The organism is Sporolactobacillus mangiferae (assembly GCF_023336505.1).
Classification (GTDB): Bacteria; Bacillota; Bacilli; order Bacillales; family Sporolactobacillaceae; genus Sporolactobacillus; species Sporolactobacillus mangiferae.
Window position 1 is genome coordinate 141,012 of the sequence record NZ_JAMAST010000002.1, and the last position, 24,107, is coordinate 165,118.

General features: G+C 44.9%; 23 protein-coding genes and 1 other annotated feature (1 of these 24 only partly in view). All 23 genes read right to left on the reverse strand.

Annotated elements, in window-relative coordinates; genetic code table 11:
- Window positions 1-32: a binding site (T-box leader), on the reverse strand (it extends 195 nt beyond the left edge of the window).
- A 93-nt stretch (window positions 33-125) separates the two neighbouring features.
- Complete coding sequence (locus M3N64_RS03095; protein WP_249097307.1) at window positions 126-647, reverse strand: DivIVA domain-containing protein; 522 nt, start codon at window positions 645-647, stop codon at window positions 126-128.
- A gap of 37 nt (window positions 648-684) precedes the next feature.
- Window positions 685-1,458: a YlmH family RNA-binding protein gene (locus M3N64_RS03100; RefSeq protein WP_249097324.1), complete on the reverse strand. Its 774-nt coding sequence runs from the start codon at window positions 1,456-1,458 to the stop codon at window positions 685-687.
- Between the two features lie 9 nt (window positions 1,459-1,467).
- Window positions 1,468-1,731, reverse strand: coding sequence for a YggT family protein (locus M3N64_RS03105; RefSeq protein WP_249097327.1), 264 nt, complete (start codon window positions 1,729-1,731; stop codon window positions 1,468-1,470).
- Window positions 1,732-1,750: 19 nt separating this feature from the next.
- A complete protein-coding gene (locus M3N64_RS03110; protein WP_249097332.1) occupies window positions 1,751-2,176 on the reverse strand; it encodes a cell division protein SepF in 426 nt (141 codons plus the stop codon).
- Between the two features lie 6 nt (window positions 2,177-2,182).
- Window positions 2,183-2,872, reverse strand: coding sequence for a YggS family pyridoxal phosphate-dependent enzyme (locus M3N64_RS03115; protein WP_249097335.1), 690 nt, complete (start codon window positions 2,870-2,872; stop codon window positions 2,183-2,185).
- 3 nt (window positions 2,873-2,875) lie between these two features.
- Window positions 2,876-3,709 carry a peptidoglycan editing factor PgeF gene (gene pgeF / locus M3N64_RS03120; protein WP_249097353.1) on the reverse strand — a complete coding sequence of 278 codons (834 nt, stop codon included), beginning with the start codon at window positions 3,707-3,709 and terminating at the stop codon, window positions 2,876-2,878.
- 82 nt (window positions 3,710-3,791) lie between these two features.
- Window positions 3,792-4,058, reverse strand: coding sequence for a YlmC/YmxH family sporulation protein (locus tag M3N64_RS03125; RefSeq protein ID WP_249097356.1), 267 nt, complete (start codon window positions 4,056-4,058; stop codon window positions 3,792-3,794).
- A gap of 211 nt (window positions 4,059-4,269) precedes the next feature.
- Entirely contained in the window at window positions 4,270-5,049 is a 780-nt protein-coding gene (gene sigG, locus M3N64_RS03130; RefSeq protein WP_249097360.1) for an RNA polymerase sporulation sigma factor SigG, read from the reverse strand.
- A gap of 167 nt (window positions 5,050-5,216) precedes the next feature.
- Window positions 5,217-5,927, reverse strand: coding sequence for an RNA polymerase sporulation sigma factor SigE (gene sigE, locus M3N64_RS03135; protein ID WP_438270989.1), 711 nt, complete (start codon window positions 5,925-5,927; stop codon window positions 5,217-5,219).
- Between the two features lie 27 nt (window positions 5,928-5,954).
- Window positions 5,955-6,878, reverse strand: a complete 924-nt coding sequence (spoIIGA, locus tag M3N64_RS03140; protein ID WP_249097377.1) for a sigma-E processing peptidase SpoIIGA — start codon at window positions 6,876-6,878, stop codon at window positions 5,955-5,957.
- Between the two features lie 415 nt (window positions 6,879-7,293).
- Window positions 7,294-8,466, reverse strand: a complete 1,173-nt coding sequence (gene ftsZ, locus M3N64_RS03145) for a cell division protein FtsZ (RefSeq protein ID WP_249097380.1) — start codon at window positions 8,464-8,466, stop codon at window positions 7,294-7,296.
- 36 nt (window positions 8,467-8,502) lie between these two features.
- Window positions 8,503-9,789 carry a cell division protein FtsA gene (gene ftsA, locus M3N64_RS03150; protein WP_249097397.1) on the reverse strand — a complete coding sequence of 429 codons (1,287 nt, stop codon included), beginning with the start codon at window positions 9,787-9,789 and terminating at the stop codon, window positions 8,503-8,505.
- A gap of 392 nt (window positions 9,790-10,181) precedes the next feature.
- Window positions 10,182-10,967 (reverse strand): cell division protein FtsQ/DivIB, encoded by a 786-nt coding sequence (locus M3N64_RS03155; protein WP_249097412.1) that lies wholly within the window; start codon window positions 10,965-10,967, stop codon window positions 10,182-10,184.
- Between the two features lie 180 nt (window positions 10,968-11,147).
- Window positions 11,148-12,248, reverse strand: a complete 1,101-nt coding sequence (spoVE, locus tag M3N64_RS03160) for a stage V sporulation protein E (RefSeq protein WP_249097416.1) — start codon at window positions 12,246-12,248, stop codon at window positions 11,148-11,150.
- Between the two features lie 65 nt (window positions 12,249-12,313).
- Entirely contained in the window at window positions 12,314-13,675 is a 1,362-nt protein-coding gene (murD, locus tag M3N64_RS03165) for a UDP-N-acetylmuramoyl-L-alanine--D-glutamate ligase (RefSeq protein WP_249097449.1), read from the reverse strand.
- Window positions 13,672-14,649, reverse strand: a complete 978-nt coding sequence (gene mraY, locus M3N64_RS03170; protein WP_249097452.1) for a phospho-N-acetylmuramoyl-pentapeptide-transferase — start codon at window positions 14,647-14,649, stop codon at window positions 13,672-13,674. The genes murD and mraY overlap by 4 nt, the downstream gene beginning before the upstream one ends.
- A gap of 73 nt (window positions 14,650-14,722) precedes the next feature.
- Entirely contained in the window at window positions 14,723-16,093 is a 1,371-nt protein-coding gene (locus M3N64_RS03175; RefSeq protein WP_249097457.1) for a UDP-N-acetylmuramoyl-tripeptide--D-alanyl-D-alanine ligase, read from the reverse strand.
- 39 nt (window positions 16,094-16,132) lie between these two features.
- Window positions 16,133-17,593: a UDP-N-acetylmuramoyl-L-alanyl-D-glutamate--2,6-diaminopimelate ligase gene (locus tag M3N64_RS03180; protein ID WP_249097478.1), complete on the reverse strand. Its 1,461-nt coding sequence runs from the start codon at window positions 17,591-17,593 to the stop codon at window positions 16,133-16,135.
- A 173-nt stretch (window positions 17,594-17,766) separates the two neighbouring features.
- On the reverse strand, window positions 17,767-19,707 hold the full coding sequence (locus M3N64_RS03185) for a stage V sporulation protein D (protein ID WP_249097497.1): 1,941 nt from the start codon (window positions 19,705-19,707) through the stop codon (window positions 17,767-17,769).
- Window positions 19,708-19,841: 134 nt separating this feature from the next.
- A complete protein-coding gene (locus M3N64_RS03190) occupies window positions 19,842-22,010 on the reverse strand; it encodes a penicillin-binding protein (protein ID WP_249097518.1) in 2,169 nt (722 codons plus the stop codon).
- 13 nt (window positions 22,011-22,023) lie between these two features.
- Entirely contained in the window at window positions 22,024-22,380 is a 357-nt protein-coding gene (gene ftsL / locus M3N64_RS03195) for a cell division protein FtsL (protein ID WP_249097532.1), read from the reverse strand.
- A complete protein-coding gene (gene rsmH, locus M3N64_RS03200) occupies window positions 22,377-23,333 on the reverse strand; it encodes a 16S rRNA (cytosine(1402)-N(4))-methyltransferase RsmH (RefSeq protein WP_249097551.1) in 957 nt (318 codons plus the stop codon). Before rsmH ends, ftsL begins: the two co-directional genes overlap by 4 nt.
- A 42-nt stretch (window positions 23,334-23,375) precedes the next feature.
- A complete protein-coding gene (gene mraZ / locus M3N64_RS03205) occupies window positions 23,376-23,807 on the reverse strand; it encodes a division/cell wall cluster transcriptional repressor MraZ (RefSeq protein ID WP_249097572.1) in 432 nt (143 codons plus the stop codon).
- Window positions 23,808-24,107: the final 300 nt, after the last annotated feature.

Consider the following 24,107-nt stretch of genomic DNA (forward strand, 5'->3'; position numbering starts at 1 on the left):
GCAGCCATTACTCTCCCTGTCATTGAGTTGAAATTATACTTCTTGATCAACAAAAAATCGTGCTGTGCAAGCAGCCAGGCACTTTACTTTATGTAAGCACAGTATATGCAAATGAACGCCTTACGTCAAGCCTGAGAAGAAATAATGCCGTCTTTTTCCTCGTTGTCCGCATCATCATTATTATGATCCGGAGACAGGCTCTTCCAGTCATCACTTTTCAGTAATTCAAGCTGCGCCTCGATCAGCATTTGAAAACGTGTTCGGTACACGTTGGCCTCTTTCTTGAGTTCTTCGATATTAAGCGTCACTTTACGGGATTTCTCAAGTGCCTCATTGATGATTCGGTCTGCATTTTTTTTCGCTTCCATCACAATCAGCTTGGCTTCTTTATTCGCATTTTGCTTTACTTCTTCAGCTGTTTCCTGGGCAACAAGAATACTTTTGTTCAGTGTTGTTTCAATATTGGAAAAATGGCTCAACTTTTCATTTGAATTCTTGATCTGCTGCTCAAGATCCTTTTTTTCTCGAATTAACGCCTCATAATCTTTGATGATCTGATCAAGAAAATCGTTGACTTCATCTTCATCGTAGCCGCGAAATCCTCGTGAAAACGATTTATTATGAATATCCAGGGGTGTCAGTGGCATCCCGGTCACCTCCATATCAATTTACAAAACCAGTAATTTATTTAAGTTTACCATATTGTATACGGATTTTGTTCTTTTTTGTCAACCCGTCGCATGATATTATTTTGCTGCGGCCAAATCCACGCAAAGACAGACAGTCACCTGCATGGACATCAAAATCACGCTTGTCCACAATCTCCCAGTTCACTTTTGCCCGTTCATGCGCTATGGCTTCCGATGCTTTTGCTCTCGGAAGACGATAGATTTCCGAAAGCACGGTATCAAGACGAAGTGAAGACACGGTACCTTCAAATTCCTGCCATTTATTCTCACTGTGCAGTAAATCTTCACTTTTAATCGAGATGCAGGATACACGCATTTTGCCAACGGAAGTCAGATTCAGCGCGAAATAAGAGGCCAGCTCCTGCGTACAGATAAACTGGACTTTTCCGCTTTCAAGCAGTAAATCACCGATTTTATCTCGTGAAACACCCATCCCCGTCAGTGAACCGAGCAATTCCGGATGCGTGATCGATCCGAATCTGTCCGGATAGTGAACTTCAAGATACGCGAGCCGAAATAATTCGCCTTGTTCCTCGATATAAGGTGGCAGGAGCAGGGCACGCTTACGTTCTGCGTGTTCATAACCGCCACAAAGGGAAAGGCGGATTCCATCTTCGCCGCCGATCAGCGATGTCAGAATCCTCTGCTGTCTCGGGTCAAGAAAATCGGTCAGCCTGGGCGTATACCGTTCAATGACCCGCTCTTTCATGTCTAAAATGTGATCAATGAAAACACGTTCTTCAGGTCTGAAATGTTCATAGACAGTCATGGCATCCACTCAGGCAAAAAGATAAGCTAAATAATAAACGCCGCGTGTCGCAAGGCGCAGCACAAAAAATGCAATGATCGGCGAAATATCAATAACACCGCCAATTGGAGGAATAATCCTTCGGAAAGGAGAAAGGAACGGTTCACATACATTGGCAAAAAGACGCCCGATTGACGACTCTTGTATGCTCGGCACCCATGACATTAAAATATAAATAATTAAAATCCATGAATAAATACTGATGATCTGTGCTAGAAAAGAAGCTATGATCACTCTGTTCACCTCAGCTCAATTAGTCTTCCGGCCAGTTGCTGATCATACCGGATATATCTACCTGTTCGGGTGCAAAGAGAAACGTATTTTTCCCGATTTTACGGATTTGTGCATTCAATGCAAATGCTGTTCCACCCATAAAATCAAGAATTCTCTGTCCCTGTTCTTTGCTTGTCCCCTGAAGGCTGCAAATAATAGTCTGCTTATTCTTTAAGGATCCGACGATGTCTTCAACCTCTTCAAAACGTTTCGGTTCGACAAGCACCACCTTGTTCTGCTGATGTACCTTTTGAATGGCAACCAGCCTCCCGTTTTTTTCCATCTTTCGTTGTTCTTTTTCTAAATGGCTGTGTGCTTCACCATGAGGGGCAGCATCCTGCACCTCCGAGCTTTCCACGGTCTCTTCAAGATCAAAAAAACGTCTGAATGTTCCCTTAAGACCCACGGTGTCCTACCCCTTTCTTTCATCGCCGACCAGTGACGTGCCAATCCTGATATACGTCGCACCCTCTTCGACGGCAAGTTCATAGTCGTGAGACATCCCCATTGAAAGCTCTGTGCAGGGCGCATAGTCAAGATGAAGGTCGCGGATTTTGTCGCGCAGTACTCTCAGGCGCCGGAATATGCTGCGGATCAGATCCCTGTCTTCCGTGTTCGGTGCCATAGTCATCAGACCGACAATGCGGAGATGTTCAAATTCAGCCAAAGCATCAATGAAAGGCACAAGCTGATCCTCAGAAATTCCGTGTTTGGATTCTTCACCGGAAATATTCATTTCGACAAAACAATTCAATGTTCCTTTTTTAATTCGTTTATTCAGTTCATTAGCCAGTTTCAAGCGGTCAAGCGCATGAAAGTAGTCCATTTTGCCAACGACATCTTTGACTTTCCGCGTCTGCAGTGTACCAATCAAATGCCAGGTGACACGCTTGTCTTTGATGAATGCGCGTTTCTCAAGCAAACCTTCTTTTCGGTTCTCTGCAAGATGAAAGATGCCGCTCTCAACAGCTTCCTGTGCACGTTCGTTTGAAACATATTTCGTTACAGCAATCAGCGTAACGTCCGATGGGCTTCTGCCAGAACGCTCGCAGGCGTTTTCGATGACCGATCTGATATGGCTTAGATTCTCCGCGACTCTCACGACTCACTGTCTCCTTTTTTTCATTCCGATATACCCCATCATCCGTCCTGTTCTTCCATGATCGCGCCGATGGGAGAAAAATAACTCCGGATGTGCGAATGTGCTGTATCCGGACACCCTGATCTGCTGTTCAGGTACACCTGCCTCAATGAGAACGCTTCGATTCACCGCCTTCAAGTCGAGCAGGTAATGGCCGTTGACGGTTTCTCTGACAGCATTAGTCCAGCATTCACGCCCCAGTTTTTGAACCTGGTCAATGATCTGCTGATCAACCTCATAAACATCTGCCCCAATTGAAGGACCGATCACCACCTCAAGTGATTGAGGCGGAAAATGAAGATCACTGCACATTCGCCGAACCATGTGTCCGGCACCCCCAGCAACCGTACCGCGCCACCCGGCATGCATGATACCTATTGCATCAGGATTGCGTGTTCCATAATATATTGGGACACAATCCGCAAAACAAAGTGCCAACAAAAGGTCAGGTTCAGTGGTAAACAGCCCATCGACGCCAGGAACTGCGGATTCAAGCGAACGCGCACCTGCTCCTGCCATTTCTGCATCTACACGGGCAATGCGGTTTCCGTGTACTTGCTCTGCACAAACCCACCTGTCCAGAGAGAAGTCAAGTGCTTTTCCGATTAGTTGCCGGTTAGTGCACACATCATCAACAGAATCGCCTACATGGAGCCCTAAATTCATCGATGCATAACATCCTGCACTGACTCCTCCGATTCGAAGTGTCATGCCTGCACAAAATGTGTGGATACTGCTCGCTTTCATCTGCAATGACAATAAGGAGTTACTGTTTTTGACAAAGGGTTCCTCCTCCACCTTTTCCCTTCCTTTCGTCTATGCCACAACTATATTTCTGTTTTTATTTTACCATAATCAGCATGAAAACTCTTTATTTGTTTCATTCATCGCGCTGAATCGCCGAATCATGTCCCTTATAGAAGCGCACAAGAATGACATCAGCACCGATTCTCACGATGTTGCTCCATGGCACGATAATATCCTCATCTCTCCCAAACAGACCCATGATTTTTCCCGATCCCGGAATAACGAGATTCTCAATTTTGCCTGAAGACAGATTTACATCAAGATCGCCGATATGACCAAGCCGTTTGCCGTTCTCTACATTGACCACTTCTTTTGTCTGAAAGTCAGATATTCTGGGCATCATTACTCCTCCTTTTTGCTATCCTAAATATATGGATAAATACATGCATTGAGAAGTAAAAAATGATGGATTCATTGCCTAGGAAATAGTCATTGATTTGTGCATACAAAAAAATCTGACCGTATCAGCAACAGTCAGGTTTAGTAGAGCGCTGTTAATGGTTTTGTGCGGAGCTATCGCCTCAATCTCTTAACATAAAGTTACTGCAGAATCAAGGACCAATCTCCTGGTTCATTTCTTTGATCGCCATTTTTTCAAGTCTTGATACTTGTGCCTGGGAAATACCGATTTCTTCGGCAACTTCCATCTGCGTCTTCCCATAAAAAAAACGCATGGCAACAATTCTCTTCTCTCGATCATGGAGCTTATTCATTGCTTCTTTTAAAGCGATGTTATCTACCCAATCCCGATCCTTATGCTTATCATCGCTGATCTGATCCATAATGAAAATAGGATCGCCGCCATCGCTGTAGATCGGTTCAAACAGCGACACCGGATCCTGTATCGCATCCATTGCAAAAACAACGTCTTCCACCGGCAAATCCAGCATTTTGGCAAGCTCTGCTGTTGTTGGCTCCGTAGAATGCTTTGCCAGGTAACGCTCCTTTGCCTGAAGTGCTTTGTAAGCCATATCTCGCAACGACCGCGAAACGCGGATTGGATTGTTGTCTCTTAAGTATCTGCGGATCTCGCCGATAATCATAGGAACGGCATATGTCGAGAAACGGACATTCTGACCCAGGTCAAAATTGTCAATTGATTTCATTAAGCCGATGCAGCCAACCTGAAACAGGTCATCGCTTGATTCTCCACGGTGATTGAATCGTTGAATCACGCTCAGAACAAGCCGGAGATTCCCGTTCACTAATTTTTCTCTTGCCTCACGCTTGCCTGACTGAAGCTCTGCAAAAAGCTTCCTCATTTCTGCATTCGTCAGAACTGGAAGCTTTGAAGTGTCCACTCCGCAGATTTCCACTTTGTGCCGTGCCATAGAAGCTAACCCCCCATTGTCAAAAAACTGGCGTTAGCGGGCTGATGAACGCCATTCGCTGAATCGAAAGTTTCGCAAATGACCTCAACCTCTGCTATATGGTCAAGTATTTCCGCAGAGAGCCATTTTATGCACGGCAAAATCGGGTAAAAAGGCAACCACCTTTACTACGCCATTTTGCTGAATTCCTTTTTCAATCGTTTAATAATTCTTTTTTCAAGTCGTGAAATATAGGACTGAGAAATGCCCAGTTCATCTGCAACATCTTTTTGTGTTTTTTCTTTGCCGCCTGATAACCCGAATCGAAGCGTCATAATTTCCTTTTCACGATCATTCAGCATAAGCATTGCCTTTTTTAAAAGTGTTCGCTCCACTTTGCGTTCCATGTTTTTCGTTGTGACATCGTTGTCCGTACCGAGCACATCGGATAAAAGAAGTTCATTCCCGTCCCAATCTACATTCAGCGGTTCATCGAGGGAAACTTCCGATCGTGTCCTGCTGTTTCTGCGCAAATACATCAGAATTTCATTTTCGATGCATCGAGAAGCATAAGTGGCCAGTTTAATCTTTTTTTCCGGATTAAATGTATTAACTGCCTTGATTAAGCCAATGGTGCCGATGCTGATCAGATCCTCAATGTTGATTCGTGTATTGTCAAATTTGCGTGCAATATAAACGACCAGGCGAAGATTGCGCTCGATCAGCGTTGCCCGTACCTTTGGATCCCCTGAAGGAAGTTTTCTCATTAATTCAGCTTCCTCTTCTTTTGACAAGGGAGAGGGGAGCCCATCGCTTCCACCGATATAATAAATTTCCTTCGGTTTAATTCCCAGCTTGACAAGTAAACGACGCCACAGAATTAAAAAAATCTTTTTCATCATAAGAACCTCCCGGTAAAATTTAGGTCATGAAGCGGACTTGATCTCTTTTCCCTGAAGCAGCAGATCGGGATTCAGAATACAGTTAAAGTCACCTGCAGAACTCAGTGAGTGACTGACAAATATAACGAACACCTTCGTACATGCCAATTGTTTTCCGTGAATTTGGATAAGCACCTGATCCGCGCGTGCAGCCAGCGCCAATTGATTGGATCCGTCAACTCCCCGATAAGGAATCCAGGCCAGCCGGTTGCGCCACTCTTCAGGAAGATGATCCAGATCCTGCACGGAAGGAAGCACGTCCCCTTTTTGAAAGAGCGCATCAGGCACCACATCTCCGCAAATACACTTCTCAAGAAACATAACAGGTGCATGTGTAATGGGATCCGTAAGTTTATTTCCAGAGTCAATCATCGCTTTTGAATTGAAACAATGATCAAAAAACTGGATCGTTACATGTGTGATCGTTGTGTGGTTCCATTTTCTAATTGCCGTTTGGTCGATCCTTTTTTTTGAAAAGAACCAAAGAACAGGAAAGCCAAGGCATACTGTGATCCAGCTAATCGGATCGCCATAAGTCATAGTGTTTAAAAAACGGCTGCCCGCATAAAATGAAGCATCCTGGAAAAAATAATGAATGGCAAAAAGACCGCCACCAATCGCGAATGCAACAAAATAAAAGGCCGCTATATTTTGGAGAAATACAGATGGACGGCGGAATCCGAAAACAATCAGAATGATGAGCACCGAATAAGCAAATTTCCCAAGCGGATCATCAACAATAAAGGCGGCCGGTGTAAAGAGCAGCAATATAATTGCCGAAGCAGTCAATGCACCGAGCCAGAAACGCAGCCAGGTCGTTTCCCTTTTGAGCATAAGCGCTGTCAGTTTCAGAAGACAGGCATCGATCAGAAGATTCAGAACCCAGACAGCATCCAGATAGACAACCAACCTTCCACCTTCTTTGCATGTTTAGGATTAGTATACGGGCCTTACCTGCGAAAGTCTGTCATTCTGTGGAACGAATTTTACACTTATTTTGGCTGCTTTTGTCGTAAACAGATGGAGTATGAATCAGAAGAGAGATAGAAGTTTTATTGCATTAGAAAGACTGGGCTAGGCCTAATCTTCTGGCGTCTGGCGCTTTCGTATCCAGCTAAAATCTTATACTTTCTTATCGTATGAGAAAGCTTAGCTTTTCCGGATCACTGGCGAAGGCAAAAACACCGTCACACTTATACGATAATCCGCTGAATTTCAAACCTTCTTAGAGTAAAATAAAAAGCCCGTACCAGGGAATGGAGCTTCCCTGCTGCGAGCCTGAGTTGCGTTTTAATTTTAAAGGAGAAAATAAACTCATTTTCAATTATTCATTTCTTCTGCGTCGATTTCGAAGAAATGTTGGGATATCAAGTGTTTCCTCATCATCAACAATACTGTGCGCGCGGTGCGGGTGCTGCACGGTACTTGCAGCTTCTTCACGATGATGATCACGACGGATCGGAGGTTGCTGCATTCCTTCAGTATTCTGTTTTTTGCGAAGGAAGATGGCCTGCTCTGACTTTGGTGCGTCTTCCATCCGATCATGTTCATCAAAGCCGGTTGCAATAACCGTAACTACAATTTCATCATCCAGTTCTTCCCGAATCACTGAACCAAAAATCATATTCACGTCTTCATCCGCAGCAGTGGCCACAATATCAGCCGCCTCGTTCACTTCGTACAGGCTCAGATTCGTACCGCCGGTTATATTCATCAGCACACCTTTGGCACCATCTATTGATTTTTCAAGCAACGGGCTTGAAATTGCCTTCTTTGCCGCTTCGGCAGCACGATTCTCGCCTGAGGCAATGCCGATCGCCATCAGGGCTGAACCGCCTTCCGTCATGATTGTTTTTACATCCGCAAAATCGAGGTTGATTAATCCAGGTACTGAAATGAGATCAGAAATGCCCTGTACACCTTGACGCAGCACATTATCCGCTTCTCTGAACGCGTCCAGCATCGGCGTGTTTTTATCCACAATTTCCAGCAGCCGGTCATTTGGAATAACAATCAGGGTATCCACTTTTTCTTTAAGATTTGCAATTCCGCTCTGCGCCTGCTTTGCACGTTTTCTGCCCTCAAAAGTGAACGGACGCGTGACAACACCAACAGTTAGCGCACCGACTTCCTTAGCGACCTCAGCAATGACAGGTGCCGCACCGGTACCTGTTCCGCCACCCATCCCGGCAGTAACAAAAACCATGTCAGCACCTTTCAGTACCTCTTCAACCTGATCATGGCTTTCTTCCGCAGCCTTCTTTCCAATCTCCGGATTGGCGCCCGCACCTAAACCACGCGTCAGCTTTTCGCCCAGCTGCAGTTTTACGTCCGCCTTCGAAAGCTTCAATGCCTGAGCATCCGTATTCGCACAAACAAACTCAACACCCTGGATACCGCTTTCGATCATTCGGTTTACCGCATTGTTCCCGCCGCCGCCAACGCCAATGACTTTTATTTTGGCAAGATGCTCCATATCCGTATCGTGATCATACATTGTTCATTTCCTCCCATTCAATCATTCCGCGCCCGATCAGTCAAAGAACAGATTAAACCAATTTTTCACTTTGGTTGTAACACCTTCGCGCACATTCGGGGCCTTTTTTGTTTTCTTCTGTTTTTGCTGTTTCTGTACAGCTTCGTAATGCTCATGTTCAGGGGCAATGGCAGCTGCGATTTCCTTCCCCTGTATTTTCACATTGTGGTACGCAAATTGAATCAAGCCGATGCAGGCCGTATATTTAGGCTCCCGTACACCGATATAATCCGGTGAAGCGATACGTACGCTGGAAGCCAGATGATCAAATGCCAGATCAGCAACACCCGGCATGGCAGTCACACCGCCTGTAAGAACAAAGCCGCCGGGAAAATCATAGATTCCAATGCGCTGAAGCTCATCCCGGATGATTTCAAACATTTCTTCCATACGTGCCTGAATAATTTCGGCTAAATCTACCTGATTTACCGTTTGTTTCTTATCGCTCCCGATTTGAGAAACAGTAAATGAATCTTCATCAGATGCTGCGCCCGCATAGGCAACACCATGTTTCACTTTTGCCTGTTCCGCTTCATCCAATGGAATTTTCTGGATAATGGAGATGTCTTTCGTAATATGGTTTCCGCCAATAGGAAGATCAAAGGTAGATATAAGGGAACCCTGGTCGAAGACAGCGACACTTGTTGAACCACCACCGATATCAATCAAAGTGACCCCCAGATTCTTTTCATCTTCTGAGAGCGCAACCGATCCAACAGCCAACGGCTGCAGACAAACGTCTGAAATCGTTAGGCCCGCTCGTTCAACACAGCGCAAAAGATTATGAAGCAGCGTCTTTGAGGCCGTAATCAGTGTACCCTCCATCTCGAGACGCACACCAATCATACCCCTCGGATCATGAATTTCGTCAACGCCATCAACAATGAACTGTTCCGGAATCACATCGACAATTTCTCTTTCCGGAGGAATTGACATGACTTGCGCAGCATCAATAACCCGTGCAATATCCTCATCGCCAATTTCATGTGTATCGCCTGAAACTGCTACGACACCATGGCAGTTTCTGAGTTGAATGTGGTTTCCGGAAATGCCCACAATCACACTTTTAATGCTGATACCCACCATTCGTTCCGCCTGTTCAACCGCATTTTCAATGGAGCGGACTGTGGCATCAATATCTACGATTGCTCCCTTGCGTATCCCGTATGAAACCGCTTCGCCAACGCCAATAACATTAAGCCTTTCCCCTGCCATCTCGCCGATCACGGTTTTAATGCTGGACGTGCCGATATCCAAACTAACATAAACATCTTCACTGTTCATTTTGTGGCACCCCCTTTTTCTTGAATATCTTTGATGATTTCTCTATCAGGGATGATTGGATCGAGCAAGCGACATATGAATAATTGCAGTACTTTTTATAAGACATTATTTTCAACCCAACACTTTCTCTTTTCCTGTAGTTAAAATTCAGCCTACTGATTGTATTCTACAAGACAGAGCATTTCCCTTTTTAAAAATTCTACTTAGTTCATTATTATATCGGCAAATAATCAGGCAAAATAAATAGTTATATCGACTTATTCGTCAGAAAACCTGAAAAAAGTACCTCTAATACTATTAAGTACTAACTAGTTAATAGTCTACACCAAGTTGAATACTTAGAAAAGATTAAATTGCCTCTCAGACAAGATCCGTGACAGGTGACAATCTACTTACTGATTCGTCTGTGTCTGTAGCCCGGTATCCTTTTTTGTCTCTGCCGGGATAAAATAAGATCCGTTGCTTAAATGAACCGTCCCGTGCGCTCCTTTGGGAAGATTCGCCGCAATTTCGGGATACAACTTTATATTCCGGGCAAAAGTACGTGTACTCGCAATAATTTTATTCCCGTCATTCATATATAAGATCAGATCATCGCCGCTTTCTGATTTTCCTACGTAATGAATATCAGAAATGTTATGTGACAATTGTCTTGAGATTCCTGAAAGGCCTTCCGCTACTGCCTTAAGTGGTGCTGCATCCGAAAAACCAAGAAGGACAGGGGCGTCAACAGGAAGTTTGCTGCCTGGAAGCTTGCTCAGCGTTGCTCCATTTTGAAGGATGGGGTAAAAACTGCCGTTTTTTTCTAAGTAAGCCTTACGCGTATACTCAGTCACGGTGATTTTCACTTTATTCGGAAATGTCCTGTCAATGGCTGCAGAGCGAACAGTAGGCAGCTTTTTAACAGCTTGCTCTGCTGATTTTACACGAATATCCCATACATGTGTTTTATTCGTGATCCCGCTTGCTTTTATGACTTGATCTTCACTGACAATCTGCTCTCCTGAAACACTTATTGAGTGCACCCTGCTTAGTGGTGATTGGAAATAGACAACAATGAGTATCAAAAGGAAAAAAAGTGACGCGTAAAAAGCAAAGCGGCGATTCGCCCTTTGCTTTCTTTCTTTTTTCAGTTGTGGCAGGCGATCCTCCAATGCGACAACTTTTTTCTTATCCATATCACCATTCCTCCCAAGCATCAATTCATCAGCCCATTCCATTCTGTTGTCATCATTCTCTTTTACTCGTCAGGTATATGCGTACCCTCATTTTCCTATTTTATTTTTTTTTTTATAAAACAGCAAACCCTGTTTTCAGTCAAACAGGGGCAAATAAAGATGCATCTTAAATTAAGAGGATTATGAATGTACCTGATTGCTGACATTCAGTAAAATGCCGATAGAAACAAGCATCAGTGTGAGCGATGATCCGCCGTAGCTTAAGAATGGCAGTGTAATCCCGGTGACCGGTATAAGTCCGGTAACAACAGCAATATTAATCATGATTTGTATGGCAATCATACCGGTGATACCAACCGCAAGCAAAGAGCCGAATAGATCCGGTGCTTTAATAGCAATTAAAACACCGCGCCAGAGCAGGAGACAGAAAAGTATAAGCACAAACGATGCCCCGATAAACCCAAGCTCCTCTGAGACAATTGAAAAAATGAAATCCGTTTGCGGTTCAGGAAGATATTGATATTTTTGCCTGCTCTGCCCTAATCCGAAGCCAAGAAGTCCACCTGGACCGATTGCAAGCAGAGATTGCGTGATTTGAAATCCGCTGTCTTTCGGATCCTGCCACGGATTCAAAAAACCGGTGAGACGCTTCAGGCGATACGGTGCGGAAATGATGAGTCCCGCAAAACCGACCGTACCCGCGAATCCCAGCAGCACAAAATGCCTGATCCTCGCACCGGCGATAAAAATCATCAAAACACAGGTCAGCACAAGCACCATGCCCGTTCCAAGGTCTGGTTGAAGCATAATCAATCCGAATGCCAGAATCACCGGCAGAAGAGAGGGCACAAGTCCCTTTCGAAAAAATGGAAGGCGCGACTGATGTTCAGACAAATAGCTGGCCAGAAATAAAATTAAGGCAACCTTAACAAATTCTGACGGCTGTATCGAAAAAGCACCGATGCCAAGCCAGCTTCTTGCCCCGCCCCTGGCAAGTCCAACTCCCGGAATCAGCACAAGAACAAGCAGTCCATAACAGGCAGCAAGTCCAAGATTCGCCCACGAACGCCAGAAATGATAATCAATTCGCATCACAGCGAACATTAAAATGAGACCGACTCCGGCAAATAAAAGCTGTCTCTTGAGAAAATACAATGAATCGCCAAATTCACTGGCTGCTTTGACCGCACTGGCACTGTACACCATCAGTAAACCGATGGCCAGCAGTGCCAATGTAACAACAAGCATGACCAGATCCGGCATGCGGCGATACTTGATCATGAGCAACACTCCGTTCAGATCCGGGACACAGATTGTCGGAAGAATTCATGATCCGGCCCGTCCCATTATCTAAACTTATTCACCTCGGCAATAAAAATGTCACCGCGCTGCTCAAAAGATTTATACTGATCCCAGCTGGCGCACGCGGGAGACAGGAGGATAACGTCGCCAGGCTGTGAAAGCGCAAATGCCTCAGGTACGGCAGCTTCAACGTTTTCGACCTCTTTAATGACAGGAACAGTGGCCTTTCTGCATGCATCAAGCAATTTCTTCTTCGTTTCGCCGAATAAAAGCACGGCTTTAATCGGCGCTTTTTTCAATTCAGGAATTAATGCATCAAACGAGTTACCCCGGTCAAGGCCTCCTGCAAGAAGTACAATTTCTTTATTTGGAAAAGCATGAAGCGCTTTAGTCGTCGCAATGATATTCGTTGCTTTGGAATCGTTGTAAATCGTTCGTCCCTGCACGATATCCACGTATTCCAGGCGATGGCGTGCTCCTTTAAAAGATTGCAGCACATTTGCCATATCCTTTGGTGAAACGCCGCATACACCAGCAGCAGCCACCGCAGCGAGCGCATTGATCAGATTATGCTCGCCCGGTATGCCCATTTCACCAACAGGCATGATCCGATTTTCTTTGAAGAAAATAAAGCCACCAGAAACATAAGCGCCACTCGTTTCTTTTTTGTTCAATGAAAAAGGCACTTTTTTCGCCTGTGATCTTTCTGCTATATATGAAACCACGCGGGTGCTGTCGGCATTATAGACCAGATAATCGTCTTTCGTCTGATTGGCGGTAATTCGTGCCTTGGCACTGGCATAATTCTCTACAGTACCATGGTAGTCCAGATGGTGGTCAAAAATATTTAATACAACGGCGACATGAGGGTGGAAGCTGCGTGTGCCCATGAGCTGAAAGCTTGAAAGTTCAGCAACAATTGCGTTACGCACGGTTGCTTTCTGCACAATCGCAGTGAGCGCGGTTCCGATGTTGCCTGCAACAATCGGTTCAAAAGACGAGTGCTTCATCATTTCGCCGATCAGCATGGTTGTCGTTGTCTTCCCATTGGAACCGGTAATCCCGATCATCGGGGCATCCGACAGAAGTCCCGCAATTTCCACTTCCGTCACAACGGGTATCTCTTGCTCAAGAGCCTTTTTCACCATCGGATTGGTATAGGGAATACCCGGATTTTTGATTAAAAGCGACACATCTTCCAGCAGCTCCAAGGGGTGGCCGCCACCAACAATCTGAACACCATCCCGCCTCAATTCTTTGGCGTGTTCATCCGTACTTAAATCGTTTCGATCATTGACGGTCACATCCGCTCCTAAACTTTTCATCAGTTTTGATGCCGCGTAGCCGCTCTTTCCTAATCCGAGCACAAGTACTTTCTTATTCTCGTACGTATTCAGCGTTTTCAACTGGCCATCCCTACTTTCAAATAGATTCCGATCAACGCAAGCATTAGCCCGACAAGCCAAAAGACTGTAACAACTTTCCATTCGGACCATCCGGACAGTTCAAAATGATGATGAATCGGACTCATTTTAAATATACGGCGTCCCGTAGATTTAAACGAGATGACCTGTATAATAACTGAAAGCGTCTCAATGGCAAAGACGCCCCCGATTACAGCAAGAAGAAGCTCTGTGTTGGTTAAAATGGCCATGCCGGCAAGCGCGCCGCCCAGTGCCAGTGAACCGGTGTCACCCATGAAGACGCGTGCGGGATGTGCATTAAAAATTAAAAATCCGAGCAATGCACCAAGCAGGGTCGTTGCAAAAACAGCCACACCAAGATTCATTGAAAACCAGGCAATAATTGCGTATGCGCCAAAAGCAATGACCGAGAGGCCAGTCAGGAGCCCATCCATGCCATCAGTCAGGTTAGTCGCGTTTGGCACGCCAATGAGCAGAAAAAGAACAAGCAGCGGGTAGAACCATTGAAGATTAATCATGAAATGAGTGCCCGGAAATGACAAGTATGTGGAATAATCATAACGGGTCATAATAAACCAGAAGGCAAGAGCAATAACAATCTGTGCGGCCATTTTCTGTTTTGACGTCAGTCCCATATTGCGTTTCATTGTGATTTTAATAAAATCATCAAGCAGACCGATAAATCCGAATCCGAATGTCACAAAAAGAAGCATGTACGTATCCTGTGTTGTCATGTGATACTTCAATCCCATGACAAGAATACCGGCCAAAAGTCCAACAAGAAAAATCAAACCACCCATCGTCGGTGTACCGTTTTTTTTCTGATGGCTTTTTGGGCCTTCTTCACGAATATATTGTCCAAAGTGCAATCGATGCAAAAGCGGGATAAAAAAAGGTGCAAAAACAAGTGTCACAAGAAAAGAAATAGCTAAACCAAATAATAAAGTCAGTGTCATGAATCCTTTCGCTCCTTTACATGCACGGTTCCTCTTCACAATTAACGAAATATACTTTTAACTGTATCTACGGTTATGCCCGGAATTTATCTGATAATTCTTCAAGCGCGAGCAGACGGGAGGCTTTAAAAAGCATGATTGTCTTCTCATCCAGCAGTGAATCAAGGTAAGTGACTGCTTCCTCTTTCGTCGCATAGGTATGCACTTCAAGTTCGGATTCTGAGTGTCGTTTACGCAGTCCTTCTGCAATCCAGGCGCCTTTGCTGCCAATGGTGACCACATGAGTCAGCGGTTTCGTCAGAACATCGGCAACACTTTCATGCAGCGCCATTTCATTTTCACCCAGCTCATACATGTCGCCAAGAACGGCTACCCTTCGCTCAAAACCCGGCAGCGCCTTCAAAGTTTCCACTGAAGCCTTCATAGAGGTAGGATTCGCATTGTAGCAATCGTTAATTAAAACGGATCCTCTCATCCCTGCCACTTTTTCAAATCGCATTTTGGTCAGCCTGAGGCGTTCCAGACCATGACGAATCATTTCCATGTCTGCACCAAGAAGACGGGCAACCGCGAAACTATAAACAGCGTTTTTAACGTTATGTTTACCAAGTACCGGCACAGAAAACCGCTCCTGCTTTCCGTTCAAAGAGAAGGATGCTCCGTCTACGGACTCATTGGCCTCCGTTATCTGCCATTCATTCTGCATGCCATATCCGCAACGGACAATTTGGAATGCGTGCGAATGAATATTAGCCAGAAGTGGTTCATCTCCATCAATAATCAGGGTCCCTTTTTTCCTCAGTCCTTTGACAATTTCGAGCTTGGCTTTTGCAATTCCTTCCCGACTTCCCAAATACTCAATATGCGATTCGCCGATATTAGTAATGACAGCAATTTTCGGTTTCGCCAGCTGGCTGAGAAAAGTCAGTTCTCCAAAGTGGTTCATGCCCATCTCCAGAACAAGTATTTGCGTGTCTTCGGGCATAGATAATATGGTCAATGGAACGCCGATGTGATTATTTAAATTGCCCTGTGTTTTGTACACCTTGAATGTCTGTGAGAGAATGCTGTGGATCATGTCCTTAGTTGTTGTCTTACCGTTCGAACCCGTAACCGCAATAATTTTCGGATTCACTTGATTCAGGTAACTCTTGGCCATACTTTGCAACGCAACAAGTGTATCACGGACAAAAAAAACAGGGAAACCCTCGGGAACATTTTCAGGAAGCGGTTCTCTCTCCATCCAGACTGCAGCAACCGCCCCATTCTGAATCGCCTGTTCTAAAAATTGATGACCGTTAAAACGTTCACCCTTTAACGGGACAAAAAGACCATTTTCTACCATGTTGCGGCTGTCTGTCATAACCGTTAATCGCTGTTCATGGCTCAGGGCTCCAATCGACTGAATCGCCTGGCCCCTGACTATATCTATTCCAATACTCATCCGTTACGCTCCCTTAAATATGAACTTTATCTTTCCGATTTACTCTCGTTCGAGAATCGCTGCACGTGCTTCTTCACGATCATCAAAATGATACTTTGTCGTGCCGATGATCTGGTAATCCTCATGTCCTTTTCCCGCAATCAGAATAATATCTCCCGATTCAGCGCTCTCAACTGCATACTTAATCGCGTCACGTCGATTGATGATCTTTTTGTACGTACTTCCCTGAATTCCAGCTTCCATTTCCTCCAGAATTGCGGCTGGATCTTCCGTACGCGGATTGTCCGACGTCAGTACGGCAAGGTCACTTTTGTTCACCGCAATACGCGCCATAATTGGTCTTTTGCCGCGCTCCCGGTCACCACCGCAGCCAACGACAGCGATAATACGTTTCTGCGCAAATTCGCGAATCGTATCCAGCGCGTTTTCAAGACTGTCAGGCGTATGTGAATAATCAACAATGACAGTGAAATCCTGACCTGCATCGACAGGTTCAAATCGGCCGGAAACGCCCTTAATTCGCTCCACCGCATGAATCATTCCAGCAAGATCCAAACCCTGAATCGAGCAGGCTGCCAGCGCTGCCAGTACATTATACACACTGAATTTACCAATCAGTTTCATCGACACGGAGTAAGAGCGACTTCCCGTCTCCAGAATGAAGTCAGTGCCTGCCGGCCTGATTTGAATAGATTTCGCACGGAAGTCCGCACCTTTGTCAATGCCATACGTCATGACTTGCGCGGCTGTCATATGCCGGTACACTTCAGAAGCCGGATCGTCTGCATTCAGAACGGCCACCTTCTTCCCGGATCCATAACTGTTTCCAAGCTGAGAGAACAGCAGACTCTTTGCATACATGTAATCTTTCATTGTCCCATGAAGATCCAAATGATCTTCCGTAAGATTTGTAAATATACCGACATTGAAATCACAGCCATGCACTCTGCCATCGTAAAGCGCATTTGACGAAGTCTCCATCACCACTGAAACCGCACCCTGCGCCTTCATTTTTGCAAGATTTTTATGAATCAGATGTACTTCGGGTGTCGTGTTCTCCACAGGGAGCCACTCATCCTTGTAACGGATGCCCATTGTTCCAATCAAACCGGTATTCATTCCTGCAGCTTCCTGAATGGACTGAATGAGATAAGTAATTGTTGTCTTGCCATTCGTTCCTGTAACACCAATCATATGAAGATCGCGGCTCGGATGTCCATAAAATTGATCGGAAATCATCGCCAGCGCCTTATGAGTATCATTAACGTAGATAACCGGAATGGACACATCTACCGGATCCTGTGCAATCATAGCGACAGCACCATTTTTCTCAGCTTGAGCAGCAAAAAGGTGTCCATCAACATGATGTCCTTTGATGCAAAAAAACAAAGTTCCCGGCTTTACGAGTCTTGAATCAATAACCAAATCATTTATTTCCGGATTTCCAGTTCTTTCCTGGCGGAAAAAAGCAAGTGCCTTAAGGCAATCCGCAAATTTCATTAATTGACACGTCCCTCATCAGATTGATTTCAACCGCACCTCAATGGATCACGCGGCTTGGACAGGGAAAGGTCCGGGTTACTTCTTTCAATGCCCGGATCTTCTCTGAATCGTTTATGTATGCACAGGAGCCGGCATCTGGAACACCGGCTCCCCTGCGTCCATTGCTTATTTTAATCGTCTGCTTTCTTTTTGTCACCTAAGTATATCATTATTGTTGAACCTTGTTTGACCTTAATTCCAGGTTTCGGTGACTGCATTGTAACCACATCGCCTTTTCCTTCTGTCTTCAATTTTAAGTCAAACAGTGCCTGGCGCAGATCATTTTTGTCCATACCGACAAGATTTGGAATTTTAATCAACGGCTGATCGGGCCAGCGCAATTTCTTTTCCAGTCCTCCCGTCTGTTTCTTTATGCCCATAGCACTTAGACTGTCACCAATAATGCGCCCGGCAATGGGTGCGGAAACAGTACCACCGAACTGAACGGTTCCTTTTGGATTGTCAATAGCAACATAGACCACAATTTTAGGATTATTTGCCGGTGCAAACCCCATAAAAGAAACGATATAATTGTTGCTCATATACTTTCCTGTCTTAGGATCGACTTTTTGCGCTGTGCCGGTTTTCCCGCCAATTCGATAGCCCTGAACATAAGCATTGCGTCCCGTGCCTTGCGCAACAACACTTTCGAGTGTATCACGTACTTCTTTGGATGTTTGCCCGGAAATGACACGTCGTTTCATTACGGGTTCCATTCGGCTGATTGTTTTCCCCGTATCAGAATCGACCCATGCTTTGGCAAGCTGAGGTTGATAAAGATAACCGCCATTCACCGCGGCAGAAACTGCAGCAATCTGCTGAATCGGTGTTACAGAAACTCCTTGTCCAAACGCGGTTGTTGCTGTTTCAAGCGGCCCGATTTTATCCGCGTCAAACAAGATTCCCCTGGCTTCTCCCTGCAAGTCAATGCCAGTTTTCTCGCCAAATCCAAATTTGTGAATATAGGAAAACAGTTTGTCTTTGCCGAGACGTTCGCCGAGTGCGACAAAGCCTGGGTTGCATGAATTCTGAACAACTTCGAGAAAGCTTTCGGATCCGTGCCCGCCCTTTTTCCAGCAGTGCAGTGTCGTTCCTGCAACTTCAATGCCGCCCGGATCGTAGAAACGATCCTTTTTCAGGTCGACAGCCTTCTCCTGAAGAGCCGCTGCGAGCGTAATGACCTTAAATGTAGACCCCGGTTCATAGGTTTTCCAAATTGGCAGGTTATGATCATAGACCTCCGGTTTGACTTTCTTATAATTCTCCGGATTATAATCGGGTTTTGATGACATTCCGAGAATTGCTCCTGTATTCGGATCCATAGCAATTGCCATCGCACTGTCGGGATGATATTGGGCAGTCGCATTATTTAACTCGCGCTCGATGATTGACTGTACACGTGAATCAATCGTCAGCATCAGGCTGGATCCACTGGTTGGAGGGACGTACGTGTCTTTAAGATCCGACATTCGGTTACCGTTGACATCGGAAAAGAAGGCTACATGGCCATCTTCTCCTTCTAATCCCTCATTGTAATACGATTCAAGGCCTGTTAATCCTTGATTGTCAATACCGGCAAAACCCAGAACATGGGCGAGGTAGTTTCCCTTCGGATAATCGCGTTTAAAATCTTCTGCAACAAATACACCGGGAATGCCTAAAGACTTTACCTGTGCCGCTTTCTCATTCGAAATTTTTCTCCCTTCCGGTGTGATACGGACAATAGATTCTTTCTTTGTTATTTTTTCATAGGCCTTTTTTTCGCTCATATTAAGTGCAGCCGCCAGTTCTTTAGCTGCTTTCTTCTTGTCCTTTACCTGTCTCGGTACAACAAGTACAGATGGACTGCTTACATTCGTCGCCAGTATTTTCCCACGACTGTCTAAAATGCGCCCGCGTTCAGCTTCATAAGGAATCTCTCTGCTCCAGGAATGAAGCGCATAATTCATCAGCCAACTGTTTTTAAAGATCTGCAAATAGGCTAATCGGACAATAAATAATGCGAAAACTATCATTCCAACGGACAAAAAAAACAGCAATCGTTTTTTTACAGTCACTTTCGAAACGCGCAAAATAAGCCCCTCCCATCTTTCCTTGTCCTACCCATATGTGCAAGAAAGAAAAAATAGAACGAGCTTATTTTATTTGCCTGGCTCTGTAAAACTTTTCTGACCTGTGAAAAACGGCTATTTAAAGCAATCATGGCTTATTGATTGTTATTATCTGAATCAGACTGCGTTTTCTCGTTTTCCATCGTAATGGTCAAGCGACTTCCCGGCTTTATCTCCGAACCCTTGGCAATGCTTTGATCTGAGACAAACCCCTCACCCTTAATACTCAGTTTCAGTTGTTCCATATCCGCCAATTTCATGACATCAGCCAGTGTCCAGCCGGTTACGTCCGGCATTTTCTTTGATCCGTTGGCTGATAAGATCACTCTGTTTCCTGCAAAAAGCTTTTCACCAGGATAGGGGCGTTGTTTTTGCACAATTCCCGATCCAAGAATGACGGGATTAATTCCTTTATTTTTCAACGCTTGTTCCGTCTGAGCGCTCTCTGTTCCGGTGTAATCTTCAACAGTCAGAGAAGGGAGCTCATGTTGATCTGCTGATGCTGTTTCTTTTTTCGATACTTGAAGATATTGAAGCGCACTGGTCATCACCGGGCGCACGATCTTGGTCACAGGTTCAGGCCCAAGCTCGGTTGTCTTCAATTCCGGCTGCTTCACTGCGACATAGACAATCAGCCTCGGATTTTTTTGCGGCGCCATACCAAGAAACGAGTAAACATAATTGTTTTTTCCAATCAAGTATTGGCCATTTGATGAAATCTGAGCAGTCCCTGTTTTACCGATGACATCATAGCCCGGAAGATCATAGGAAAGACCCGTTGCTCCCGATCCATTCACGACTTTTTTATCAGTAACCACTTTGCGCATCAATGCGCGCGTTTGTTCAGCCGCCGATGCAGAAATCGGTTGTCCGGCAACCACCGGATGATGTTTAAGAATGACCTTGTCCGTTTTCGGATCAACTACCTTGTCAACGATATAGGGGCGCATCATTTTTCCATTATTCCCTATGGCTGTGGCGGCCTGAACAATTTGAATGGCAGTAAAAGCAGATGCCTGACCAAATGAGGCCTCCAATTTATCAAGTTTCCATTGCCAGTTCACAATTCCGGGACGTTCACCGGGAAGATCAATGCCTGTCTTCTGCATAAAACCAAATTTTCGCAAATAGTCGCGAAGCTTGTCTGCACCAAGATATTTATCCGTCAAGACAGACATGCCGACATTTGATGACAATTCAAAACCCTGGTCAAAGGTAATTGTCCCCCATCCCTGGCGTCTCCAGTCATGGATCGTGCCTCCGCTCGTTCTGTATTCTCCTGATTGATAGGTTGCTGATCCATTGTAAACCCCCGCATCTATTGCAGAAGCCACAGTAAAGGCCTTCATGACCGATCCGGGTTCGTACGGTTCCGAAATGGCCGCATTACTGAATTTTTTAATATCACGTTGATTAGGATTAAAATCCGGTCTGGAAGACATCGCAAGAATTTTACCGGTCTTTGGGTCTGCGACAATCCCAATCATGCTTTCAGGCTTGTACTCCTCTTTAACACGAGACATCGCCTGATCCAGAACAGTCTGAATGCTTGTGTTCAAGGTTAGATATACATTTTTCCCCGGTTTTGATTTCTGTATTTCCTGTTTCTCATCCGGAATGGGAACATTTGACAGACTGCGGTAGTAACGAACCGTTCCGTCTTTTTCGGTCAAATATTGATCCAGAGATTGCTCAATGCCAAAAACACCTTTCTGCTGGCTGTTTTCCGGATTAGATTGTGTAAACCCGAGCGTGTAGGCCGCACTTGTCTGTTCCGGATAATAGCGTTTTGATTCGGTCAGATAACCAATTCCAGGCAGATGCAGTTTATCGATCTGCTTCTTTTTGGCATAAGTAAGCATTTTCCCTTTCGAACCAAACTCAACTTGATAGGCATTACGATTCAGGATTCTCAGAAGTTCCGATTCTTTCATATCTAAAATCGGAGCCAGCGCCTGAGCCGTCTTTTTCTTGTCTTTGACGTAATGATCACTTTTCGGACTGAGAATTGCGTAAAGTGTATACGCAGGAACATCTTCAGCTAAAATACGCCCATTAGCCGAATAGATTGTTCCACGCTTTTCATCCACAATTTTATACTGTGACCATTGTTTCTTACCGACTTCCAGTAAATTATGGTGATCAATTTCTTTTCCCTGTGCTATGTAAACAAATCGGCCGATAATGATTAAAAAAATCAGCATAAAAAACCCGCCGACTAAGCCTGCCCAGAAATTGATTAATCTTCTTTTTCGCTGGAACATGGGATAAACCACCTTATGGGAGTATCTTGATGTTCTCAATATCTAATTTCAGGCCCAGTTCCTTTTCTGCAAAACGAACGATTCGATCCGGAGAGCTCAGACGATCAGCGTCTGCCTTCAGCTGCTGCGTCACTTTTGACTGATCCTCTATCTGTGATTGAAGTGAGGTTAATTCTTGAGAAGCAAAGTACAGTTTTGCCTGATTGGCGACGACACAGAGAGCAAGTGCAAAAAGAACTGTTCCTGCCAAAATCCAGAGGCATTTCTCTCCTTTTGTGACTCGGCGGGTAATAACAATTTGCTCTTTTCTCGGTACCTGCTGCACATACTCCTGTCTCTGTACTTGAAAAGCTTGCTGGCTCTGACTCATTGCTCCTCATCCTCCTTAATTTCCCTGATTTTTTCCACAATTCTCAGTTTTGCCGAACGTGCACGATTGTTAACCTTGATTTCTTCGTCAGAAGGTACAATCGGTTTCCTTCCAATTTTCTTAAGTACAGGTGAAAAAGAATCTGGTATTACCGGTAATCCCGGCGGCAACTCTGGCATTTCACTATATGTTTTGAAAAACTGTTTACACAGCTTGTCTTCTAAGGATTGAAAAGTGATGACAGCGATTCTCCCGCCAATCGTAAGGAGATGAAGCGACTGAACCAATGCTTCGTCAAAACTGCCTAATTCATCATTAACGGCAATGCGCAGCGCCTGAAACACGCGTTTGGCCGGATGCCCGCCCTTTCTTCTCGCTGGAGCAGGAATCGCCTCTTTAATCAGTGCCGCCAAAGTTCCCGTTGTGGTTATTTTCTGATGCTCACGGTACTCGATGATTTTTCTGGCAATCGATTTTGAAAACCGTTCCTCCCCGTACATGAAGAAGATGCGTGCCAGCTGCTCTGAAGTCCACTCATTAACTATATCCGCGGCCGTTTGCGATTGCTGACGATCCATACGCATGTCCAAAGGCCCGTCATGCTGATAGCTGAACCCACGCTCTGCATGATCAAATTGTGGTGAAGAAACACCGAGATCGAAAAGAATACCGTCAGCCTCTGAAATATCTCGATTACGAAGCTCGCGCTCTAAATATCTGAAGTTGGACTTGATTAGAGTGATTTTATCGGCGTATGCCCTTAAACGGACCGAAGCAGCCTCCAGCGCTTCATCATCCTGATCAAATGCATATAAATGACCATTGACAAGCTGTCTGGCAATGGCCTCACTGTGGCCGCCTCCACCGAGTGTACAGTCGACATAGATGCCGTTTGGATTAACGTTCAGTCCATTGATTGCTTCTTTTTTCAAAACAGAAACATGTTCAAACAAAAGCAACGACCCCTGTCATAAAAAGCTCAACTTCCATTCAGATTACAGATCAAGATCGAGCAGGCTCTCCGAAATATCGTTAAAGGATTCTTCAGATTGTGCAAAATATTGATTCCATATTTCCTGATCCCATATCTCCAGCCGCGTAGACACGCCAATAACGACACAATCTTTCGTTAATTTGGCGTAATTACGAAGGCCTGCGCCGATTGACACACGGCCCTGTTTATCAAGACTGCATTCACTTGCTCCTGAAAAAAAGAATCGCGTGAAGGCACGAGCGTCCTTTTTTGTAAAAGGAAGTGCTTTCAGTTTTTCTTCTATTCTGTGCCATTCGTTCATTGGATAAACGAAAAGACATTGGTCTAAGCCGCGGGTCATGATGAACACATCGCCAAGATTTTCACGGAATTTGGATGGAATGATGAGACGTCCTTTAGTGTCTACGCTGTGATTAAATTCGCCCATAAACATAAAAGACGCCCCCTGTTTGTTTTTACTTTACCACAATCCACCACTTTCCACCACTTTATTTTTAAATTCGTTGTTCAAAAAATTTTTCCTGCAATTTAAAGCTTTATTTATGCAATTTATTCTTAAATGATCGCAATGACCGGGATATTGCCGCAGGTAAAAATGCTTATAAAAATTGAAGGAATAAACCACACATTTTGCGGCACATTTTCATAATTGACTGATCCGTGGGGGAGAGTGGGGAACAACATGAAATAAGAAAAAACCGGGCAGAATGTGCCCGGTCAATGTCTTCACAGA